General features: G+C 46.8%; 18 protein-coding genes, 1 pseudogene and 1 riboswitch. Of the genes and pseudogenes, 14 read left to right on the top strand and 5 right to left on the bottom strand.

All coding sequences use genetic code 11. The annotated features are described in order from the left end of the window. Nucleotides 1-140 precede the first annotated feature (140 nt). Nucleotides 141-1124 carry a metal-dependent hydrolase gene (locus JOD82_RS16970; protein WP_029518205.1) on the bottom strand — a complete coding sequence of 328 codons (984 nt, stop codon included), beginning with the start codon at nucleotides 1122-1124 and terminating at the stop codon, nucleotides 141-143. Between the two features lie 203 nt (nucleotides 1125-1327). On the opposite strand from JOD82_RS16970, the gene cyoE reads away from it, so the two are divergent. Continuing rightward, on the top strand, nucleotides 1328-2272 hold the full coding sequence (gene cyoE / locus JOD82_RS16975; RefSeq protein ID WP_013311855.1) for a heme o synthase: 945 nt from the start codon (nucleotides 1328-1330) through the stop codon (nucleotides 2270-2272). An 89-nt stretch (nucleotides 2273-2361) separates the two neighbouring features. Here cyoE and JOD82_RS16980 read toward each other — a convergent pair whose 3' ends face one another. From JOD82_RS16980 to JOD82_RS16985, 3 genes and pseudogenes are all read right to left on the bottom strand, one after another. Beyond that, on the bottom strand, nucleotides 2362-2706 hold the full coding sequence (locus JOD82_RS16980) for a toprim domain-containing protein (protein ID WP_029518206.1): 345 nt from the start codon (nucleotides 2704-2706) through the stop codon (nucleotides 2362-2364). Nucleotides 2707-2872: 166 nt separating this feature from the next. Beyond that, nucleotides 2873-2941, bottom strand: a pseudogene (locus tag JOD82_RS29235) (YjcZ family sporulation protein); the annotation flags it as partial. A 184-nt stretch (nucleotides 2942-3125) separates the two neighbouring features. Then, nucleotides 3126-4295, bottom strand: a complete 1170-nt coding sequence (locus JOD82_RS16985) for an MFS transporter (RefSeq protein ID WP_069012603.1) — start codon at nucleotides 4293-4295, stop codon at nucleotides 3126-3128. 223 nt (nucleotides 4296-4518) lie between these two features. Here JOD82_RS16985 and JOD82_RS16990 point away from each other — a divergent pair, with 223 nt between their 5' ends. From JOD82_RS16990 to JOD82_RS17020, 7 genes are all read left to right on the top strand, one after another. Further along, nucleotides 4519-5001 (top strand): hypothetical protein, encoded by a 483-nt coding sequence (locus JOD82_RS16990; protein ID WP_029518209.1) that lies wholly within the window; start codon nucleotides 4519-4521, stop codon nucleotides 4999-5001. A gap of 16 nt (nucleotides 5002-5017) precedes the next feature. Next, entirely contained in the window at nucleotides 5018-6169 is a 1152-nt protein-coding gene (locus tag JOD82_RS16995; RefSeq protein ID WP_069012604.1) for a transglutaminase domain-containing protein, read from the top strand. Nucleotides 6170-6189: 20 nt separating this feature from the next. After that, a complete protein-coding gene (locus JOD82_RS17000; protein ID WP_069012605.1) occupies nucleotides 6190-8274 on the top strand; it encodes a peptidoglycan D,D-transpeptidase FtsI family protein in 2085 nt (694 codons plus the stop codon). 177 nt (nucleotides 8275-8451) lie between these two features. Then, a complete protein-coding gene (locus tag JOD82_RS17005; RefSeq protein ID WP_069012606.1) occupies nucleotides 8452-10530 on the top strand; it encodes a peptidoglycan D,D-transpeptidase FtsI family protein in 2079 nt (692 codons plus the stop codon). 82 nt (nucleotides 10531-10612) lie between these two features. After that, nucleotides 10613-11362 (top strand): Cof-type HAD-IIB family hydrolase, encoded by a 750-nt coding sequence (locus JOD82_RS17010; RefSeq protein ID WP_209949703.1) that lies wholly within the window; start codon nucleotides 10613-10615, stop codon nucleotides 11360-11362. A gap of 51 nt (nucleotides 11363-11413) precedes the next feature. Continuing rightward, nucleotides 11414-11893, top strand: a complete 480-nt coding sequence (locus JOD82_RS17015) for a DUF456 domain-containing protein (protein ID WP_061829850.1) — start codon at nucleotides 11414-11416, stop codon at nucleotides 11891-11893. A 138-nt stretch (nucleotides 11894-12031) separates the two neighbouring features. Further along, complete coding sequence (locus JOD82_RS17020; RefSeq protein ID WP_029518214.1) at nucleotides 12032-13666, top strand: putative polysaccharide biosynthesis protein; 1635 nt, start codon at nucleotides 12032-12034, stop codon at nucleotides 13664-13666. Nucleotides 13667-13683: 17 nt separating this feature from the next. On the opposite strand, the gene JOD82_RS17025 is transcribed toward JOD82_RS17020, so the two are convergent. Continuing rightward, nucleotides 13684-14973: a DUF2515 family protein gene (locus JOD82_RS17025; protein WP_029518215.1), complete on the bottom strand. Its 1290-nt coding sequence runs from the start codon at nucleotides 14971-14973 to the stop codon at nucleotides 13684-13686. A gap of 239 nt (nucleotides 14974-15212) precedes the next feature. Between JOD82_RS17025 and JOD82_RS17030 the strand changes: the two genes are divergently transcribed. The 6 genes from JOD82_RS17030 to JOD82_RS17055 all read left to right on the top strand — a co-directional run bounded on the left by JOD82_RS17030 (nucleotide 15213) and on the right by JOD82_RS17055 (nucleotide 21469). After that, a complete protein-coding gene (locus JOD82_RS17030) occupies nucleotides 15213-15557 on the top strand; it encodes a thioredoxin family protein (RefSeq protein WP_025723593.1) in 345 nt (114 codons plus the stop codon). A gap of 219 nt (nucleotides 15558-15776) precedes the next feature. Continuing rightward, nucleotides 15777-16706 (top strand): COX15/CtaA family protein, encoded by a 930-nt coding sequence (locus tag JOD82_RS17035; protein WP_029518217.1) that lies wholly within the window; start codon nucleotides 15777-15779, stop codon nucleotides 16704-16706. A 129-nt stretch (nucleotides 16707-16835) separates the two neighbouring features. Beyond that, nucleotides 16836-18602, top strand: a complete 1767-nt coding sequence (locus JOD82_RS17040; RefSeq protein WP_208332629.1) for a UbiD family decarboxylase — start codon at nucleotides 16836-16838, stop codon at nucleotides 18600-18602. 51 nt (nucleotides 18603-18653) lie between these two features. After that, complete coding sequence (locus JOD82_RS17045; protein ID WP_069012609.1) at nucleotides 18654-19379, top strand: Cthe_2314 family HEPN domain-containing protein; 726 nt, start codon at nucleotides 18654-18656, stop codon at nucleotides 19377-19379. Between the two features lie 125 nt (nucleotides 19380-19504). Continuing rightward, nucleotides 19505-19645: riboswitch (SAM riboswitch) on the top strand. Nucleotides 19646-19781: 136 nt separating this feature from the next. Then, nucleotides 19782-20804 (top strand): methionine ABC transporter ATP-binding protein, encoded by a 1023-nt coding sequence (locus tag JOD82_RS17050; RefSeq protein ID WP_069012610.1) that lies wholly within the window; start codon nucleotides 19782-19784, stop codon nucleotides 20802-20804. After that, nucleotides 20801-21469, top strand: a complete 669-nt coding sequence (locus JOD82_RS17055; protein ID WP_069012611.1) for a methionine ABC transporter permease — start codon at nucleotides 20801-20803, stop codon at nucleotides 21467-21469. The genes JOD82_RS17050 and JOD82_RS17055 overlap by 4 nt, the downstream gene beginning before the upstream one ends. Nucleotides 21470-21509 lie beyond the last annotated feature (40 nt).

Consider the following 21509-nt stretch of genomic DNA (forward strand, 5'->3'; position numbering starts at 1 on the left):
GCAAGTCCGCTTCGTCAAGAGGGCGCTTTCATGAGATGTGATTTTTGGCGCGAATGGCCAAAAAAACAGCAAGCTCCCAGATTAAGGGGGAACTTGCTGTCTCTTGTTCATACGGCTGGTTGTTAGCTTGTAAGCAGATTTTAATTCGTATGCAGGGAAAGGCGTTTTTGCATCTTTTCGTCACTGAGCCATCCGATATAACTGTTGATCAGCCCAAACTGCTTATCCATCGCGACCACAGCCACGAATGGATATTGTCTCCGGTGTCGATACCTGACGTCTCCCCATCGCACAATATAGCCCCATTCCAGTTCTTCCACCTCGGCAACGGCAAAGGAGGAAAAATAGCGAAATGCCTGCACATCGCGATAGGATTTGGATGCTTCTACGGCAGGATGTGTGGATGGAATTGCGTGTTTCGTCCAAAATAAGTGCGAGCCATTTAATCCACCGATGTCATAACTTCCATTCTGATGAGCTTTTACCACATGCCACCGGTTCCATGATACGGTGGGAATGATATAATAATTGTCGCCCTCCTGACGCTCGTTGTCCATATTACGTACCGCTTTTCTGGTAATAAAATGACTCCAGGTTCGCCAAATGTAATACAGGCCAATAATGACGTACAGCGTAATAAATAAGGGAGCGGGTGGAATCAATCCGGTGATCCACAGCATAATCGCAGCAACATGGGTGCCAAAAATAAAGGGATCGAAAATATGGATGATATTCCAAGATATCCACTTGTTTGTAAACGGCCGGAATGCCTGTGTTCCGTACGTATTAAATAAATCTGTGAATACATGCAGGCAGACGGCAATCGTTACCCATAATGCTACATGACCTGGGGGCACATCTCTGAAGATCAGGCAAATTAGCCCTGTTATGGACAAGATCCATATCAACCAGAAGGGAATTGAATGCGACAGTCCACGGTGATTGCGAATGTAGGCTGCATTATTTTTCAACCGAAGCAAAGTGTCAAAATCCGGAGCTTGTGACCCTATAACTGTAGCGAGCAGCACCACTGCGGCCAACTTTGGATCTCCGGCGACGACAGGGTCAGTGTAGGCCAGACCGGCCAATCCGATTCCCATGACAAAGTGTGTGGCTGTATCCATATCTGTCGCTCCTTTTGTATTGTTTCCTGTACTTATTACTACCCAAATTTACTGTAAACGATCAGCAGGGGCGATTTGCCATCGGAATTGTGAACGTTTTGTGCGTTTTCTGTCAAACTTTTTGGGGTAGGTATATGATAAAATTTATATCGGAGTTCAACTTACTCCCGAATTCATACATCTCTAAGGGGGAGTTACTCACAATGGATAATATAAGTTATAAGACTTCTTCGGATGCGGCTACCTATTCTGTAAAATCTAAACCACCCGGCAAAGCGGGCACTTGGAAAGATTTTATTACAGTTACCAAGCCAGGCATCCTTCGTACCAATCTGGTTGCAGCCTTTGGTGGTTTTTGGTTAGCATCGCAATGGGACGTTGACTATATAAAGCTAATTCTTACACTTTTAGGTACAATGCTAGTTATGGCGTCTTCTTGTGTTTTTAACAACTATTTTGACCGTGAGCTGGATTTGAAAATGGAGCGTACACGTAATCGCTCACTGCCAACAGGGCGTCTGACCCCTACAACGGTGTTGTCATACGCTATTATTTTGGGTGTTGTAGGGTTAGCTGTTCTATTCTTCTTCTCTGGTGTAAAGGCAGGGTTACTGGGATTACTTGGTATGTTCGTCTACGTCGGTATTTATACACTTTGGTTAAAACGTTCATCTACATGGAGTACATCCATCGGCGGTATTTCTGGTGCAATGCCTCCTGTAATTGGTTATGTGGCCGCTTCGGGTCGTATTGATATGGGCGCTTGGCTTTTATTCGCTCTCCTGTTCTTATGGCAGCCGCCTCACTTCTGGGCACTTGCTATTCGCAGAGTTGAGGAATATCGCGCAGCAGGATTTCCGTTGTTGCCAGTCGTAAAAGGTATCCATCGGACAAAGATTCAGATGATTCCTTATATTGTATTGCTGATTCCGGTACCCATCCTTATGTATGCTTATGGATATGCCGGTATGATTTTTATGATCGTGTCCGTGTTACTGTCCGTGCTGTGGGCATTCTATGCCTTTAAAGGTTTTACGATTAAGGAAGAAGAAACGGATTCCTGGGCCAAAAAAGTATTTTTCTTTTCCATTAACCATCTGACACTCAGCTTCTTGCTGATGATCGTCGATACGGTTCATAAATTCTAATGTCATTTTAGAGGCATTTTATAGTACACCATATAGCTGTCCAACAGGCATGAAAGCGGCCTGAGGACAGCCTTTTTTGTTATTCAAGACTAAAGAACAGGTGGCGGGTATATAATGTATTCTTCCAATCCTGCTTTTTCCAATTGAGCGATCACATATTCGTCTGGAGTCCCTTCTACGCCAGCGTATCCTTTGCGGGTATACATATGGTAGGCATCTGGAAAAGAGTCTGCAAGCACACCCCTTATTTTTTTCCCTGAGCTGTCATTGTCCATAAATAAATATATTTCGTCGTGCTTGGCTCGCTTGTGGAGGGATTCCAGTTTTATAGAGTTTAGTGTGCCGAAGGTGCATAAAATGTGAACCTCCGGGTCAAGTAATCGGCGAAGTTTGCTGCGGTCATTTTTCCCTTCGACGATCACGGTTATCGCCATTTAAGCTCACCCCTTGTCTGATACATATGCTCGAAATTCCCCGGGAAATGAAGAATATGAGTATAGTGTAGCTCCAAATAGGGTTCTCATGCAAAAAATAACAAAATAGCCTGCCAGAAGTGGCAGGCATGGGTACAAGGGACAACATGTTAGGGCAATTTAGACATTAAAACCAGCAAGTACGGAGAATGATGACGAGCAGAATATAAAGAACAAGAATGGTGCCAGTTGAAGTTCCAAAAACAGGGCAAGGGCTTACAGGATGACAGTGGCTCACAGGCTGCACCTCCCTTTATTAGTGAATGTTCAGTCAAAATAGTCTATGTGGATAGGGGTATAGTGTACTGTGCATCTGCCCTCTGGAACGGCATTTTGGGCTTTAAAGATAGCATTTTAGCATACCCACTGCCTCAGACTAGCTAGGAATGATAAGGTCCTGTGGCAGACAGTGGCGGCGTCGGAGATATGCGCTTAACGGGAACGAATAGCAGGCCAGCCATCAGAATCAGAAATGCGATAAAAAAAGGGGATATGTGATCCGGAAGCTGACCCGCCAGTACAGGCCCGGCAAAGGAGCCGATTGACGTTGCAATGGATTGCAGGGCAAAGGTTTTGCCCAATCGAGCACCTCCAATTCGTATGAAGAGAGAGGCCAGCGCTGGAAAAATGATGCCTTTGGCTGTTCCCAAAATAAACAGGATGATGCCTATTGTCGCTTCGGGCGTGGTGGCGAGTGCATAGAAGCTTAAAGACATCAGAATAATGCCACAAAGTAGCCTGACCATCGGTGAATATTTGTTCAGAAAAAGCAAACTAAGCGTACAGAGTGCTCCCAAACTGATGATGGAAAAAAGCAATCCGGTGGACATCATGGACGCAGAACCGTTATTTCGTAATGGGATCTCATAAAATAAAATGCCTTGTGCGCACGCCAAAACAAAAGGTAAAAGCAGGTAACGCCAATTGAATGGTAACCGCGTCTGTGCTGCCGAGAGTGGAGCAGGTATCGTATGACCATCAGATAATTGGGCCTGCGGAGCGGGTGCTTTTTTGGGTAAGGTGAAATAAGCCATAAGCCCCGTGATTACGAGAATGATGCCAAGGGAACTAAATGTCTCGCTAAAGCCAAAACTGGCTACGATAAATGCGCCTGCGGCTGGAGACAGAACAGAGGCCAACGTATGGACGACACCATGCCCCGACATATATTTACCCTGCGTAACCGGATGATCAGACAGTTGCGCCAGCATGGCCAGACAGGCTGGAGATAAAAAAGCCAACACATAGCCACTAATCGCACGCAGAAAAAGTAATTCCCACGGTGTATGGATGTACGATTGAATGATCAGGATCAGGCCTGCAGCTGTCAGGCTGAACATAATATATCGGCGACTGCCGTGTTTGTCGACTTTGGGACCTGCCATCAAATTGCCAGGCAGGTGAGTCAGAGAGTAAATCCCCATCATCCAACCGATAAAGGTAGGAGCTGCCCCCAGAGAGATGGCGAATGGCGTCAAAATAGGATATTGCGCATGCAGATCAAAAAAGGCAATGAACAAAAAGAGATACAGCCAGAGGGCTGTTTTCATGTGAATGACCCCCTTTCCCTAATGTAAACTTTCATGTTACTTCGTATTGGCCCTTCCTAAGTTGTACGCTGGATTGGACGAACATAGACCACTTTGTATGGACAAGAATTGAAAGACAAGGTATGTATAAGACCTAAGCTGACAGGACATTGCGTAATCATGTATAATTACAGAGACAATTTTGCAATTCGAATCATGTAGTTGAAAACGGGAGTGTAGCGAAATGGATAAGGGCGTCTGGAGAGAGTTTTTGGAACATAATTGGCAGATTGTTCAAGATAATTGGCTGTATATATTAATTGGGCTTGTCCTATTGTTAGTCATATTGAAGGTTGTAAGAACTCTCATAAAATGGCTGATTGTCATCGTCGTAATTGCAGGCTTGCTTATCTACAGTGGCATTTCCTTTGAACAGGTCGGCAAGGTCGTTACTCAGGCAAAGGATGATGCGATTAACAAGGTTCAGAGCGAGGCCTTGAACATGATGATCAAAGAGGGACGGGATGCCCAATACACATCCAACGCGGATGGTACGTTTTCGGTAACCAGCTCCAACTTGGAAGTGAAAGGTCCATTTGATGGTGACAAGGTCAAGGTATGGTTTCAGGGGATGTCGCTGGGCGAGTGGAGTATGGGCGATACCGTCAAGAAATATATCGAAGGTGCGAAAGGCTCGGCTGTAACACAGTCGCCACAGTCGCCGTAGAGACAGGAGGAACACAATGAAACCATCCTGGCTGGAGCCTATTCTTCATTGGAATGGCGTGACGGTGTTTTTAATTGTCATTGTACTGCTGTCGTTGATTCAGGGCTGGAGACGAGGAGCTTCCAGATCTGTAGGGGCGCTGTTTAGTCTTATTGTGGATGGCATACTGACTGTAGCGGGTATTTTGTGCTCGCTCGGATTAGCCATGTGGCTTTCACCGAAGGTGCAACAATGGCTGGCAGCTTACATGGAGCATTTGCCACAGCGAAAACTAAGCGGGATTGAGCAATTTTATTATACGCTTGTGGCGGGGATAGAGGGTTTTCCGCTGCTGCGATTCGCCGTATTGTTCATGCTCAGTTATGCTATTGCCCAGTTTATACTGCGTGCCATTTATGTGTTGATGGTAGGTGGAAAATCAGATTCCTCCCTCCATGAGCATCCAAAAAAATCGGGCTTTTTCAGCAGGGTGGCAGGGGCCGGAATAGGTACCCTTATTGGTGGAGCTCGCGCCATGATGATCATAGCCCTGCTGTTCATAGGCGTTAGTCTGTACCCAAACAGCGGGTTTAGCAGCTACGTACAAGCTTCGCCGATTTATAAGCAAGGTGCGCAATCGGTCATTGAGCCGTTGTCCGGGACTCTGATTAAGGATAAGCTGCCCGTATTTACGCAGGCCGTTACCAAGGAATTGAATGGTATCATGCAGCGCAAATATGAAATAATCGACCGGGACATTCCAAGCGATATCGTTCAGGCAGCGGCCAAGATTACAGAAGGGGCTAGCGGTGACGAGCAAAAAGCTAGAGCGTTGTATGAATGGGTAGGCACCCGTATTAGCTATGATTACAGTAAGGTCGAAGCCTATGAGCAACGTGGTGACTGGCATGAACAGACTCCCAGAGATACGTTTGATACACGTAAAGGAGTGTGCATTGATTATGCCCGCCTGTACTCAATGATGGCTCGTTCGCAGGGGCTACAGGTCAAGGTGGTGACAGGCCTTGGGTACAACGGACAGGGAGGATACGGGTCCCATGCCTGGAATGAGGTATATTTGAGCGGACAGAATCAGTGGGTACCGCTAGACCCGACCTGGGCGCAAAGTGGGGACTGGTTTAATCCGCCTGGTTTTGCCCAAACACATATCAAGGATAAAGTGATTTAATAAGGAGTGGAAAAGGGCACATGAGAAAGATAGACAACGAGCAGGGAACAGACAATGGGACGTCTGATCGAAAAAGATTCAGCTTTCGGATCAATCTGTTCTTTTTCAGCTCGTTCATTATATTTACAGTCATCATTGTAAGATTGGCGATACTTCAATTCGTGGATGGACCTCAGCTCAAGCAGCAGGAGGCCAGTAATGTTACCAAAAATGTACCACTTACGCCGATTCGCGGAACGATTTATGATTCCACCGGGCAGAACAGACTAGCGTATTCTACACCTGTACAATCGCTGTATATCACGCTCTCCAAGAACTACAGTGATGGTATGGAAGAAAAGCGTGATAATGACAAAAAGCTATTGCCTGAGCTGGAGAAAATGACACAGAAGCTGGCGAATCGCTTTGCTGAATATGGGAATAAAGATGAGCCGAAAATGACGGCAGAGCAAATTATGGACGCTATGGACCGTAACTATCAGCGATTTAGCGGTTTTACGCCGCGTCTGATTAAAACGAATCTTAACAAAGATGAAGTGGCCTATTTTATGCAGCATAAGAGTGAGTTCCCGGGCATAGATGTCGTAGAGGAAACGGTACGTCATTACGATCCAGATACGGTAGCTGTCCAAACGGTTGGCTACATTAAAAGCTATAAAAGTGCGCGTGAAACGTTGGATAAATATAAGAATATTCAAAAATCCATGTCAGCTGAAAATGATCCGGGCCTCATTTATATGGATAACGAATCTGTTGGCTTTGATGGACTGGAATATCAATATCAGGAACAGTTACGAGGGAAAAATGGCTATAAAACGGTTCCGATTGATCCACGCAATATGCCGGAAGGTGTAGATTCTGTTACTCCTCCGCAAAAAGGAAATAATGTATATTCTACGATTAACAAAGAAATTCAGGTTAAAACGGAAGATGCTATTATGGATCAATTGAGATGGCTCCATTCACACGCTGTATCTGGCAAGACCCATCCTTATGCTAAAACAGGCTTTGCTGTGGCTATGGAAGTGGATACAGGAAATGTGGTGGCGATGGCTAGTATGCCGGATTATGATGCTAATTACTGGCAGACCGGAAATATATCTAGCGATAATTATAAGAAAATACAAAATGTATACTTGAATGGTACTATTCGCTCCTTTGGATCGGGCCAATCAGGTCAACATCCAGAGTCGGTTGTCCTACTTGGCTCCACCATTAAGCCGCTTTCTGTGTTAGTAGGACTGGAGGAAAATCTATTCAGTACCTCATCGTATTACCAGGATACAGGAGCGGCTTACTTTGGGCGTAATAATTCGTCACGAGTTCGGAATTCCTCGGGTCATGTGTACGGCGGGTTGGACCCAGCTTCTGCCATTCGGCATTCCTCCAATGCATTTATGGTCGATATGGTGGGCAAAAGATTGTACAACAAATACATTAATAATGCCAAGGAAGATCAAGGTGTGAATGTATGGGACCGCTACATGAAGGAATTTGGACTAGGTGTTTCTACGGGTGTAGATTTACCAAGTGAATGGTCTGGACGCAGAGAGTATGCTCATAATTCGAAAGAGTCTTCATTATCTAAACTTGCATATGCTTCTTTTGGTCAGCAGGGTAAATATACAACGCTTCAGCTTGCACAATATACAGCAGTATTGGCTACCAAGGGCAAACGGATGGAGCCACATTTGGTCAGCCAAATTAAAGATACCAACGGTAATGTAGTTCAAACGTTTAAGCCGAAGGTGCTAAATGAAGTGAAATTCCCGGATGCATACTGGAATGAGGTCATACGCGGGATGGCAACAGATGTCAGCGCATTTAAAGGTTTCCCTTATGACTTTGCTCGCAAAACAGGGACATCGCAGCAAAGTGTGGGCAGAGAACTAAAAGATAACGGGGTATTTATTGCCTTTGCTCCACGTCAAAATCCCAAACTTGCAGTAGCGGTTGTTATTCCTGAGGGGGGCTTCGGGGCATGGAGCGCCGGACCTGTGGCACGTAAAATCTTTGATGCCTACGACGAAGTTTATGGATTGGACGGGGTACCTAAGAAAAAGGATGCCACAGCAACCGATCCTAACGCAATCAAACAGCCATAATCATTTTATACGATATCATTTCATAAAAGCTTCTCTTAGCCTTTGGGCTGAGGGAAGCTTTTTTATGTTTTTTCTATGTTTTCTTACAAAATTGTCATCTCGGAATTCATCGTTTATGGCTTTGGATATGGTAGGATCAGGAATATACCCTATTGGAAGGAGTAATGACAAGCTAATATGGACAGAGGAAGTTTGGATAAAAAGTTTTCATTCAAAAAGAAAAATGTTGAAGAGAATGAAGAGTCACGAAAAAAACGGACGGTTTTACGAACCAACCTGCTGTTTTTTAGTGCTTTTGTGCTGTTTGCCCTGATCATTACCAGACTAGCTGTATTGCAGTTTGTACAATCGGAGGAGCTGAAAGGGCAGCAGCAATCCGTAAATACGAAAAATGTCCCGTTAGCCCCGAGTCGCGGCACGATTTATGACTCTACAGGTACGGTTAAGCTGGCGTATTCGACTTCAGTACAGTCCTTGTATGTAACTTTATCTAAGGATTATAGCAAACGTACGGAGAAAGATCGCAAGCCGGGGGAAAAGCTGCTCCCTGAGCTCGATGCTTTTGCTACCAGACTTGCTGCCAAATTAAACGAACTGGGGCATACCGAAGGGGAGCAGCTTAATGCAGAGGAAATAAAAAAGCGACTGGACCCGGACTATAATCAATATAGGGGATTTACCCCGCGATTGGTCAAATCCGACTTGAGTCGGGAGGAAATCGCTTATTTTCTGGAACATCGGACAGAGTTCCCTGGTGTAGAGGTTATAGAAGAAAGTGTACGCCATTATGACCCGGATCGGGTGGCGGTACAAACGATTGGATATATGTACAAGTTCAAAGGAGCTCGAACGAACCGGCCCAAATATAAAGAGCTCTATGAAGCGAATTCAGAGGTTTTAAAACCGGCACAGGTTTATTCGGAAAGTGAAACGGTCGGATATGATGGCTTGGAGCTTCAGTACCAGGACGAGCTGAGAGGGAAAAACGGATATAAAACGGTAGAGGTCAATCCTCGCAGCATGCCGGAGGGCATTGAATCCATTACTCCTCCTGAAAAAGGAAATCATTTATATTCCACCATCAACAAGGAAATTCAGCAGAAAACCGAACAGGCCATTATGGATCAGCTTCGCTGGCTTCATACTCATGCCGTATCGGGGAAGCTTCATCAAGACGCAACCACTGGCTTCGCTGTAGCGATGGAGGTAGAGACCGGAAATATCGTGGCAATGGCCAGTATGCCGGATTATGACTCTAATGTATGGAAAAGTGGGAGTACCCCACCTTCGGTATATGACGAAATTCAGCATAAAATGGGAAACGGAACCATTAAATCCGTCCCTAGCGGTAAAGCAGGTCCACATCCAGAATCCTCGGTACTTCTGGGTTCAACCATTAAACCGCTGACCGTGCTGATCGGGTTGAAGGAAAACCTGTTTTCCCCCGGACAGACTTATCAGGATACGGGAAGTGCGTACTACGGTAAAAATCGCTCCAGCCGGGTTGGGAATTCTAGCGGACATGTGTATGGTTCTTTGACACCTAGCAGGGCAATTGAGGTCTCGTCAAATACGTTTATGGTGGATATGATCGGCAAGCCGATGTATGACAAATACGGAAGTAATGCAGGGATTCATCAGGGAATTGATGTATGGGACAAGTATATGAAGGAATTTGGATTAGGCGTACCAACTGAAGTAGATTTGCCGGGCGAGTGGGCAGGCAGACTTGAGTATATGAGCAAGCATGAAAGTGCGCTGACACGTTTGGTACAGGCATCCTTTGGTCAGCAGGGAAAGTATACGGCCATGCAGTTAGCCCAGTATACAACTGTGCTGGCAACAAAGGGCAAGCGTATGCAGCCTCATTTGGTCAGCAAAATTGTAGATGATCAGGGGAATCTTGTACGTGAATTTAAGCCGAAGGTGCTGAATGAGGTCGCTTTTTCAGATGCGCACTGGAATACAGTGATTCGAGGTATGGCTACGGATGTTAAAGCCTTTAATGGATTTCCTTATGATTATGCCCGTAAAACGGGGACTTCCGAGCAGGTGGTGGGACGTACGGTTAAAGATAACGGGGTGTTCATCGCTTTTGCTCCACGTCAAAATCCGAAGCTGGCAGTAGCGGTCATCATTCCTGAAGGGGGCTTTGGTGCGACGAGCGCGGGACCGGTTGCGCGTAAAATATTTGATGCGTATGACGAAGTATATGGGCTAGATGGTACTCCTAAAAAGCCTCTGGCAGCAAAGTGAGGACTTGAATTTTTTTGTGGGCTTCTCTTTTTCATGGTAAAATGTCGTTGGACATAAGGGACATACAGGAGGAAGAGACACTATGGGAGAGAACCAATATAAATACAAACTGCTTGCGCTCGACATGGATGGAACCTTACTGAATGATAATCATGAAATTTCCTTGGAAACGATTAACTGGATTAACAAGGCGATTCAGGAAGGGATCCTTGTATGCTTGTCTACTGGACGTGCAGCGATGCATGCTCTGCCTTACGGTCAGCAACTCGGCCTGGAGACGCCAATGGTAACTGTAAACGGCAGTGAGGTGTGGAAATCACCCCACGAGTTGTGGCGCCGTTATTTACTTGATAAGGAGCTCGTTCGTAAGATGCACCAGATTGCCGTAGAAACAGGCTCTTGGTTCTGGGCTTACTCAACGGAGGAATTATATAACAGAGATCGTTGGCCGGATACATTGAACACACAGGAATGGCTTAAATTCGGTTATAATACGGAAAATGATGAAATTCGCCACCAAATTTTGCTTAAGCTTCAGGACATGGGTGGACTTGAAATTTCCAATTCTTCGATGACAAATCTGGAAATTAACCCAGCTGGTATATCCAAAGCCAGTGGAATCGCTGAAGTGTGCGACTTGCTGGGCATTACTCTGGAGCAGGTGGTTGCTGTTGGCGACAGTCTGAATGACCTGGCTGTGATTCAAGCGGTTGGACTGGGCGTAGCCATGGGTAATGCTCAGGATACAGTTAAAGAAGCCGCTGATGTGGTCGTGGCTTCGAACAATGACGACGGCATTGTAGAAGTGATTCGTGATTATGTGCTTGTGTAATACAACGAATGATGCAGCAAGCAGGATGAATGGACGAGAAGGAGGAGGCCCATGGACGTTGTAGGTTGGATTGTTGTCATTGTGTTGTTCATTGTGGGCATGGCCGGGGCGGTATATCCCGTATTGCCGGGGGCGCTCGCCATCTATTTTGCATTTTTTGTATACGGCTGGTTTTTCTCGTTTGCTCCATACAATGCATTGTTTTGGATTATACAAACACTAATCGTCGTTGCCCTTTTTGTTGCCGATTATGCTGTGAATGCGTGGGGAGTCAAGCGATTTGGCGGCTCGCGTCTGTCAGCAATCCTCAGCACTGTCGGGATTATTATTGGCCCCTTCGTTATTCCGGCATTTGGCCTGATTTTGGGACCATTTATCGGCGCCGTACTGGGTGAGCTGATTGGCAAAGCCCCGCTGGATCGAGCTATAAAAGTGGGCTTTGGCTCTGTATTAGGTCTTTTTACCAGCACCGTGATGAAAGTGATTTTGCAGCTTGCCATGATTATTGTATTCTTGATTTGGGTGTTATGACCCGAGATTCGTTTTCGTTTATTATGATTTGCAGAGACAGAATCGACATGCGGCTCCGCACCGGTGATGGCTCAGGCCATGATTGTTTGTGCGGGGCTTTTGCATGCGTGTGAACAGCAAGAAAGAAGGGAACGCATTTTGTCCAATAAAGAAACATTCCTTAAAGGTACGCTTATTTTAGCTGCTGCCGCCTTGGTGGCCAGAGTGCTTGGTCTGGTACAGCGTGTTCCATTGGAGCATCTGCTAGGTTCCGTAGGGAACGCCTCGTTTACCATTGCGAACAACGCTTACTTGATGCTGCTCACGGTGGCTACGGCCGGCATTCCAAGCACGTTGAGCAAAATGGTTTCAGAACGTTATGCACTGGATCGGCCTTCGGAAGCGCGACGTGTGTATCGTGCAGCTTTAATATTCGCGGCTGCGGCAGGCATTATCATTACAGCGCTGCTGTATTTTGGAGCGCCTTATTTTGCCGAGCATGTAGCAGGGGTTCCGCAATCCGCTTTGGCCATTCAGGCTTTGGCACCAGCATTACTGCTGTTCCCTGCCATTGCTATGATGCGTGGATACTTCCAAGGGCGCGGTAATATGACCGCAGGCGGTATTTCACAAATCGTGGAGCAGGTTGCACGGGTAGCGACCGCTATTATACTCGCTTTTATTATTTTGAAGCTGGGTTATGGAGATCGCGAGGTTGCAGCTGGGGCCTCCTTTGGGGGTGTCATGGGAAGTCTTGGCGCTCTGGCGGTCATGTTGTACTACACGGTAAAATTGCGTCGTCAGGATCGACAGGATCGTCAAGATCAATTCCAAGAGGAAAGCTCCGCGCTACCGATGATGCGCATTTACAAAGATATTTTTAAGCTTTCCATTCCGATTGTATTGTCGTCTCTGACCGTTCCGGCGGTCAACTTTATTGATACCTCGATTGTGGTGAGACTGCTGTCTGGTCAAGTGGGGTTGGATCAGGCGACTACTCAGTTGGGTTATCTAGGCTCTCGGGCACAGAGTGTGGCGGGGATTCCGCCGATTTTGGCCATTGCGCTCAGCCAATCGCTCATTCCGATCATTTCAGCGGCATTTGCTCGTAAGGATGAGCAGCATTTACAAAATCAGATGACGCTGGCTTTGCGTATCTCTATTTTGACTGGAATGCCGATTGTGCTGGCTTTATGTGTGACCGCCTATTCTATTAATGGTTTACTGTTCAGCTCGCTTGGAGGCAGTGGTATCATCGCTGTTCTGACACTCGGAACGATATTCCAGATTACGATGATGACTTCTAATTCGATATTGATCGGTATGGGCAAGCCGCGTATTTCAATGGTTAATGTCATGGTCGGGATCGTCGTCAAGTTTGCAGCGAGCTGGCTGCTGGCTGGTTGGCTTGGGATTTACGGGATCATTGCCGCAACCGGATTATGTTTCCTCGTGATCACATTGCTGAATTTGCGTGTGCTTAAAGGGATCGTCTCCTTTTCCATCATGGGCCGTCGCTGGGCAGGTTTCCTAACCGCAGTCGTCGTCTCAGGAGCTATCGGATACGGTGTAAATGAAGCCTGTATTCTGCTGGTGCATCTGATGCCTGCGCGTGTAGCCTTCTTCATCGCATGCTGCATTGCCGGAGCGACTGTACTGGTATGCTACTTGGTGTTGCTGGTTGTATTGCGCGTATTGCGCAGGGACGAGCTGGGCAACTACCCACGTATGTTGCAAAAGGTACTACGTCCGTTAATGCGCCTACAGCGTGAGTCCACAGGACAGCGAGGCTAAAAGAGCTCTCCAGTCTTTCAGTGGAAAGGTTGCAAGCTGTTATGGGCAACGTGGGCCATTGCTGTTTTTTGTATGCCATGGCGATGCTCGTGGCGCATGGCAAATAACAGCGGTCGCCTTGGTTCGCTTAGATGCCCAAGTGTGGAGCCGTCCTGAAACCAGTCATACCGGGGGATTGGATCATAAGTTGTATCGGACCAGACGGCGTTCAGCTCCGGGCTGTACAGACGTTGTCCTGGCGGTAGCCATTCATGTGCTAAAAGCGTTGCACTTTCATCTGGAGAGTGCAACGCTTTTTGTTCATTCGGGGTGAATAGTCCAGGCCAATAGTCGCTGCGTGAACCCGTATGCGGCACACTGTTAGCGAATGCTGATGCCTGGTCCAGCACCTGCTGATGGCCGAAGAGCATAGCATAGAGACTTTTGCCAAAGCCGATCCGCTCGTCCAAATGGCCGAAACGCTCCATCACTAGTCCAGCAAGCCCACCGTTTAGCCCAAGTGGAAATATAACCTGATTAAGCTGGAGCCAGTCATGCAAATAAAAGCCCGGCTTGTGTGTCACAAATTTTTGAAAATACGGATCTTTTACCACACGTCCTTCAATATAGTTTTGTTCATTAATGATGAGCGCCACAGTCAACAGAGAGCTATCACGCCATGCCCAGAAACGTTCCCAAAAGGGCTTCATGAATGGCGAAACGTGAAAATAAGGCAACAAATGAAAGCAACTCCGACCTAAATGACGGCTGTGCATGTAAAGTTGCAACTGCGGATAAGCGTCTTGAAAAATAAGGGCGTTACAGCGCTCCAGTAGCCGATACAGCCATTCCTTTTCCTGCTCGCCGAATAGGTTGTCAATCAGTCCCCCTTTCAGATCGGTCATATGATAGCCGCCATTACGAGAAACCAGGTGAGCCAGTAATGCCCAGTGTAACTCCGGGTAGCCACGATAGCATTCAAGGTAAGCAGCAGTGCGGGTAACGTTGCTGCGATTCTCCTGTGCTGTATCGTTCTTGATCCGCTCCAGCAGCTCACAGTCTGTTTCGCATAAGGGCATATTCAGAGAAGAGGGACGCGTAGCGGGTCCGTTCACCAACATTAACGCTTCAGCTTCATTCATAGCGGCCTGTGCCGTATGATAATCCCACGCTAGTTCACGCAAGGGGTAGCGTAATTTGCGGGATTCGGTCCAGGCTGCCCGTTTGCCTTCCCAAGCTTCCTCAGCAACACGGGGAACGGAACCCAGTAACTTTAGCCCTCCCTGAAGCTGTCGAGATGCCGTATGGAGCCATTCGGTAAGAGACATGACTAAATAACCTCCTTTCCAACTGCAAGCATCCCCGTATCCTGCCAAGTAAGTTGGGTATGCTGTTAGGATGTCGTCGTTTATGTGGTGGATTCTTAAGTATATATTTAGTATGCCTCAATGAGAGGGCTTCCAATCGGCATGTGAGCAGAATGGGGGAGTGTGCAAAAGCTTCACTTGGCGTTACAATAGAAAGTGCAATCTTTTCAGTATAAAAAGAATTTAAGGAGGAATCATCCATGCAAAAAATCGTCTCTCATGAAGACTTTAATAAGGCAATATCCACTCCGGGCGTAACGGTGGCTGTATTTAAGGCGGACTGGTGTGGGGATTGTCATTTCATTGATCCGTTCATGCCTGATGTGGAACAACAATATGCAGATAAGCTTACATTAATTGAGATTGATGTAGAACAGGCCGAAAGCGTCAGTCAAGAGCAGAATGTATTGGGGATTCCTAGCTTTATCGCTTACAGTGAAGGGCGAGAACTGGTACGTCTGGTGAACAGACTGCGCAAATCCCGCGAGGAGATTGAGCAATTTTTGGATCGGGCTGTTGAAGTCCATGCGAGCTTGGCAAAATAATGAATGCTGTACATGCATACATGAAGGTTCCAAATTGAATTTTAAACATCAAGACATTCAGAAAGCCGCTTCCTTTCAAGGGGGCGGCTTTCTCACGAACACGTTCACATTTTGTCAACAAAGCTCGTATGTCAAGGAACGATATATCAGTTATAATTACTATAAGTGATCATTTCACAACATATAAAGTGAATAAATATTATATTTGGAAGGATACGGGTGAATTTGAATAACAAAATTAGAATATTAAAATGGCTGGCACTCGTAACATGTATTGTCATGTTTTTGGCTACCTTCGGTGGAGGTGTTGTGACGCGGACGGATTCGGGTCTGGGCTGTGGCCGGGAATTCCCGCTATGCAATGGTAAGCTGGTTCCGGCACATACGATCGCATCCCTTATTGAGTTCTCTCACCGCTCCGTCAGTGCCATGGCCGGGATTCTTTCTATCGCCTCATTTGTTGGCTTTTTGCTGTTTATGAAGCATCGAAAGGATTTACAGCTATTCTCGCTGCTCACGCTCTTGTTTGTGATCATACAAGGTGCAATGGGGGCGTTGGCTGTCATATTCTCCCAATCAGCTGCGGTCATGGGACTGCATTTTGGCTTTGCGCTTATCGCTTTTGCCAGTGCGACTATGATGACGCTGGGGGCCTGGCAGGAGCATGCGGACTCACGCCACACTCCGCGTCTGATTCCTGGGCCTGTCAGTCGGGGCTTTCGTAATTTTATATGGCTATCGACGATCTATACCTATATTGCTGTCTATTCAGGGGCATTGCTTAGTCACTCGGTCATCCAGAAGGTTGTAAATATTGGAGGCTTCATATCTCCACTGTTGCTTCATCAGATTTCAGCCGGTCTGCTGTTCGTCATTATCTTGGCTGTGGGTCACTACGCATACCGTTATCACCCGAATCACCGGGACATCCGTATATTGGGTGTTGTATCGGTCTTGTTAATCCTGCTTCAAGTGGTGATTGGAATTATCTTGCTGTACGTCAACAGACCTGAAATCTACATGTTTATCGTGCTGGGGCATATGCTGGTGATTGCATCGTTGTTCTCCATCTTGGCTTATCTGAGCTATCGTGTATGGCAATTGTCACCGGATCGCAAGCTTGTTCCGACCCAAGCACAACGTACCTAAGCATTTCATAGATCATAGTGAAGCGGATTTTTGCCCAAGTGGCGTTTAAACACGTATAATAGCATATAAGAAACAAACCAGGCCCACGAGTTTCTCGAGGGCTTGATTTGCTTAGGAGGAATCGTCCAGTTGATCTACCAGAATTTGCGCCAATTTATTGAAGCACTGCGTAAAGAAAATCATCTTAAAATTATAGAGGCACCTGTCGATCCTTACTTGGAGCTGGCTGAGATTCATCGAAGAGTCATTGAGGAAGAAGGGCCGGCACTGCTGTTCACGAATGTAAAAGGAACTCCGTTTCCTGTAGCCAGTAATCTGTTTGGCACGAATCGCCGTGTGGACATGGCTTTTGGCCCGCGCCCAGAGCAACTGATGGATGCGATTGTAGGAGCAACCAAAACATTGTTTCCACCTACACCCAAAGCATTGTGGAATGAACGTGGCCTGATTAAGGACATGCTAAAAGTAGGCCTAAAAACAGTATCTCATAGCGAGGCTCCTGTATTGGGAGTTCGCCGTACAGAGGCTCCGCTGGCACCACTGCCTAAAGTGACCAGTTGGCATGAGGATGGAGGACCGTTTATTACCCTTCCACTCGTGTATACCGAGAAGCCAGGTCAGCCCAAGGATCATAATCTGGGGATGTACCGCATTCAGATTTATGATGATCAGACGACGGGCATTCACTGGCAAATTCATAAAGGCGGCGGTTTCCATTATCATGAAGCGGAGCTGCGTAATGAGCCGTTGCCTACGACGATTATCATCGGTGGCCCGCCTGCTCTGATTGCGTCTGCCATTGCTCCAGCACCGGAAAACTTGCCTGAGCTGTTGCTGGCTTCGCTTATTATGGGAGGCAAGCTGCCCATGACAGAGGACCCGCTTGGGGGTCATCGGATTCCAGCAGAAGCAGAATTTGCAATCAGCGGTTATGTGCCACCTCATGAACGCCGTCCGGAAGGCCCGTTTGGCGATCATTTTGGATATTATTCATTACAGCATGATTTCCCTGTATTTCATGTCAAACATATGCATCACCGCAAGGATGCCATTTATCCGGCAACTATTGTAGGTAAGCCTCGGCAAGAAGACTACTACCTCGGTGAGTTTTTGCAACGTCTGCTGTCGCCTGCCTATCCGCTTGTGATGCCTTCCGTCAAGTCCCTGTGGGCGTATGCGGAAACGGGCGTACATGCGCTGGCAGCGGCAGTCGTACGTGAAAGCTACTCCCGTGAAGCGCTTGTATCCGGTTTTACCATTTTGGGTCAAGGTCAATTGTCATTGACCAAGTTCCTGATGCTGACAGATCGAGTCATTGATTTATCTGACTTTAACCTGCTGTTAGAAACCATTCTGGAGCGATTTAATCCAGCAAGGGATTTATTTATTTTCAATCACACGTCACACGATACACTCGATTACACAGGCCGCAAGCTGAATCATGGCAGTAAGGCGATCCTGATGGGAATAGGTGAGCCTGTACGTGAATTGCCTCGTGCTTATGAGGGAGGCGATCTGCCGGGCATTCGTGAAATTGAGCCCTATTGCGGAGGGTGCCTCGTTGTGTCCGGCTCTTCCTTTGAGCAGGAGCCTGAACTCGCTGCGCGTGTATTGGAGCGATTAGCTGCGGGTGAGCAAGAGTGGCCGCTCGTTTTCATTGTGGACGATGCCAAGGAAGTCGTTCGCTCTCAAGCCTCGTTCCTGTGGACGGTATTCACTCGCTTTAACCCGGCTACGGATATGTACGCGGACAGCGAAGTGCGTTTGCATCATCTGAACTATAAGCTGCCGATTGTAGTGGATGCGCGTATGAAGCCGGGGTATCCGGATGAGGTGTTACCGCGTGAGGATATTGTTAAGCTTGTAGATCAACGATGGACAAGTTATTTCGCTTGACGCCCTAATTAAACCTACAGCCGGATTTTATATTTATAAGGAGGCGTAAGCATGATACGCAAGCTACTGGGTGAGCCGCCGCGTGTGAACAAGGGCATCCTGCTAGATGCCATGAATAGCATGTCAGATATGTTGAACCTGCTGGAACGGCAAATTCAGGCTGGTGGAGATCCGACCCACGATTTTCGGAAGGCGGATATTTTGACACGCGGTCTAATGTCATCTCTGGATGAACTGGAGCAGAGCCATCATGCTGCCGCCTTTTTCCGTATGAAAGTGAAAGCCGGATATGCTGAAGATATGAGTGAGGATGAAAAATCCGACTATGCATTGTATGTTTTCTTTTATAAAGATGGGTTTGTGAGGGTATTTTCCATTTTGGATAAGCTGGGCAACTGGCTAAATGATCTGTATGATTTAAAAACAGGGCAGTATAAGGCTCATTATTCGTATTTTACCGTGTTGCGGCAGCTCAAGTATCTCAAAATGCATCCTGTATTGACCGATAATTTAAATGATATCAAGGATACATACAACGATGCCATCAATCGGCTGCGTAAGCGGCGAAATACGGAGATACACTATATGAATACGGAAATGCAGGATGATCTCTGGCAACGACACCGAGCTTTGTATGGAAAAATCCAACTGGAGGATCTCGATCACCATTTGGAAGATTTGCAGCAGGGCTTGGAAATGGTGTGTCGGTCGTTGTCAATCGCCTTTACTTATACTGCGAAACAATGGGAGAACCGGGCAGTACGCCCAAAAATATGATAGAAAATATCCTTTGACAAAGCAATGTAAACTATCTATACTGAAACCTAGTTTCAGAAAAATGCTTGAATTATGTTTTTTTATATAAACTTAACGGACAGCTAAAGCTGGAGTTTAACATATTTTTCTTATCCAGAGAGGTGGAGGGACTGGCCCGATGAAGCCCGGCAACCCGTTTTTTTCCCGGTGTAATACACTGGGAGGGAACATGATGGTGCTAATTCCTACAAAACCGCTAGAGTTATAGCGATTTTGGCAGATGAGAAAAGGATCGCTAGGTGGGGCCCTTTTCATTCTGTGAAAGGGGCTCTTTTTTGTATAAATAAATAGCGATTTTATACAATCCTGAGAGATGACAACTGGTAAAAAGGGTAAGGAAGAAGTGAAGGGGGTCGCAGCACGTTGATAGAGCTTAAGCAGTTAACCAAGCATTATGGCAAAGGCAACCGACGCGTTAATGCGCTGTCTGGGTTGAATCTTTCTATAAAGCGTGGAGAAATATTCGGAGTGATTGGTCACTCCGGAGCGGGGAAAAGTACATTGATCCGCTGTATTAATTTATTGGAACGCCCTACTTCAGGTGAAGTATGGGTAGACGGGGTAAACCTCACTACTGTGAATCAATCCCAGTTACAAATGCAGCGCCGAAAAATCGGAATGATTTTTCAGCATTTTAATTTGTTGTCTTCGGCGACGGTATATGACAATATTGCATTTCCGTTGCGGCTGGTAAACACGCCCAAGCAGAAGTTGGACCAGAAGGTCCGTGAACTGCTGGAACTGGTGGGTCTCGAAGAGCACAGTGGAAAATATCCGTCACAGCTCTCAGGTGGACAGAAACAGCGGGTAGGAATTGCGCGGGCGTTGGCTAGTGATCCTCATGTATTGCTGTGTGACGAAGCGACTTCTGCGCTTGATCCGCAGACGACGGGGTCTATCCTGAAATTGCTGCTGGATATTAATCAGCGATTTAATTTAACCATCGTGCTGATTACACATGAAATGCATGTCATTCAAAGCATCTGTGATAAAGTTGGCGTCATTCATCAGGGTGACATCGTGGAGCAAGGTCCGGTGGCGGAAGTATTTTTGAAGCCACAGCACCAGGTAACCAAGGACTTTATCCAGCGGGAGTCAGAACATCCCGAGGAGTTGCAAGCAGCGATTGCGGCAGCAGGTGGCGGCGAGTCGGCACAGGTGGTGCGTATCTCCTTTTTGGGCAGCAAAACATATGATGCGATTCTGTCGCGTACGGCTCGAAGCACTGGGGTTGATTTTGCGATCTTGCAGGGAACCATATCTACGATTAAAAATGTACCCTATGGTCAGCTAATCGTTCGTTTTGAAGGAAATCATGAGGATATAGAGCATACGCTGCGCGAAGTGTCTGGGCAAGGACTTGATGTGGAGGTGATCGGACAATGAGCGAACTTGATTTTTCACAAGTGAGTTGGGAAGAGCTAGGGAATTCTACTATGGAAACCCTTCAGATGCTCGGTGCATCCGCATTGTTCACCCTCATTATTGGTTTGCCGCTCGGCATATTATTGTTTCTGGCGAGCCGCTCCTCGTTGACTCTGATGAAGGTGATATACATTGTATTATCATTCATCGTTAACATTTTACGTTCCGTGCCATTTATCATTTTGATCGTTGCACTTATTCCTTTTACACGATCGCTGGTAGGTACCTCGACCGGGGTGTTGGGAACCATCCCACCATTGGTTATCGGGGCTGCCCCATTCTTCGCACGTCTTGTCGAAACGTCTCTGCGTGAAGTGGACAAGGGTGTCATTGAAGCCGCACAAGCAATGGGGGCCTCGACAGGACAAATTATCCGGCGTGTGCTGTTACGTGAGGCACTTCCGGGACTGCTAGCCGCATTAACCATTACCGTCGTTACACTCGTATCCTACACGGCAATGTCCGGGATGATCGGGGGCGGTGGACTGGGTACACTGGCTATCAACTACGGCTATTATCGTTATGAAACGGCTGTAATGATCGTTGCGGTCGTGCTGATGGTCGTATTGGTTCAATTGCTGCAAATGGCGGGAGACCGTCTCGTGCGGCATTATACTCGAAAATAGGGAAAACATATAGATATCCTTATTGATCAGGACGTCTGCT

The sequence above is a fragment of the Paenibacillus sp. 1182 genome (genome assembly GCF_017833915.1).
Taxonomy (GTDB): Bacteria; Bacillota; Bacilli; order Paenibacillales; family Paenibacillaceae; genus Paenibacillus; species Paenibacillus polymyxa_D.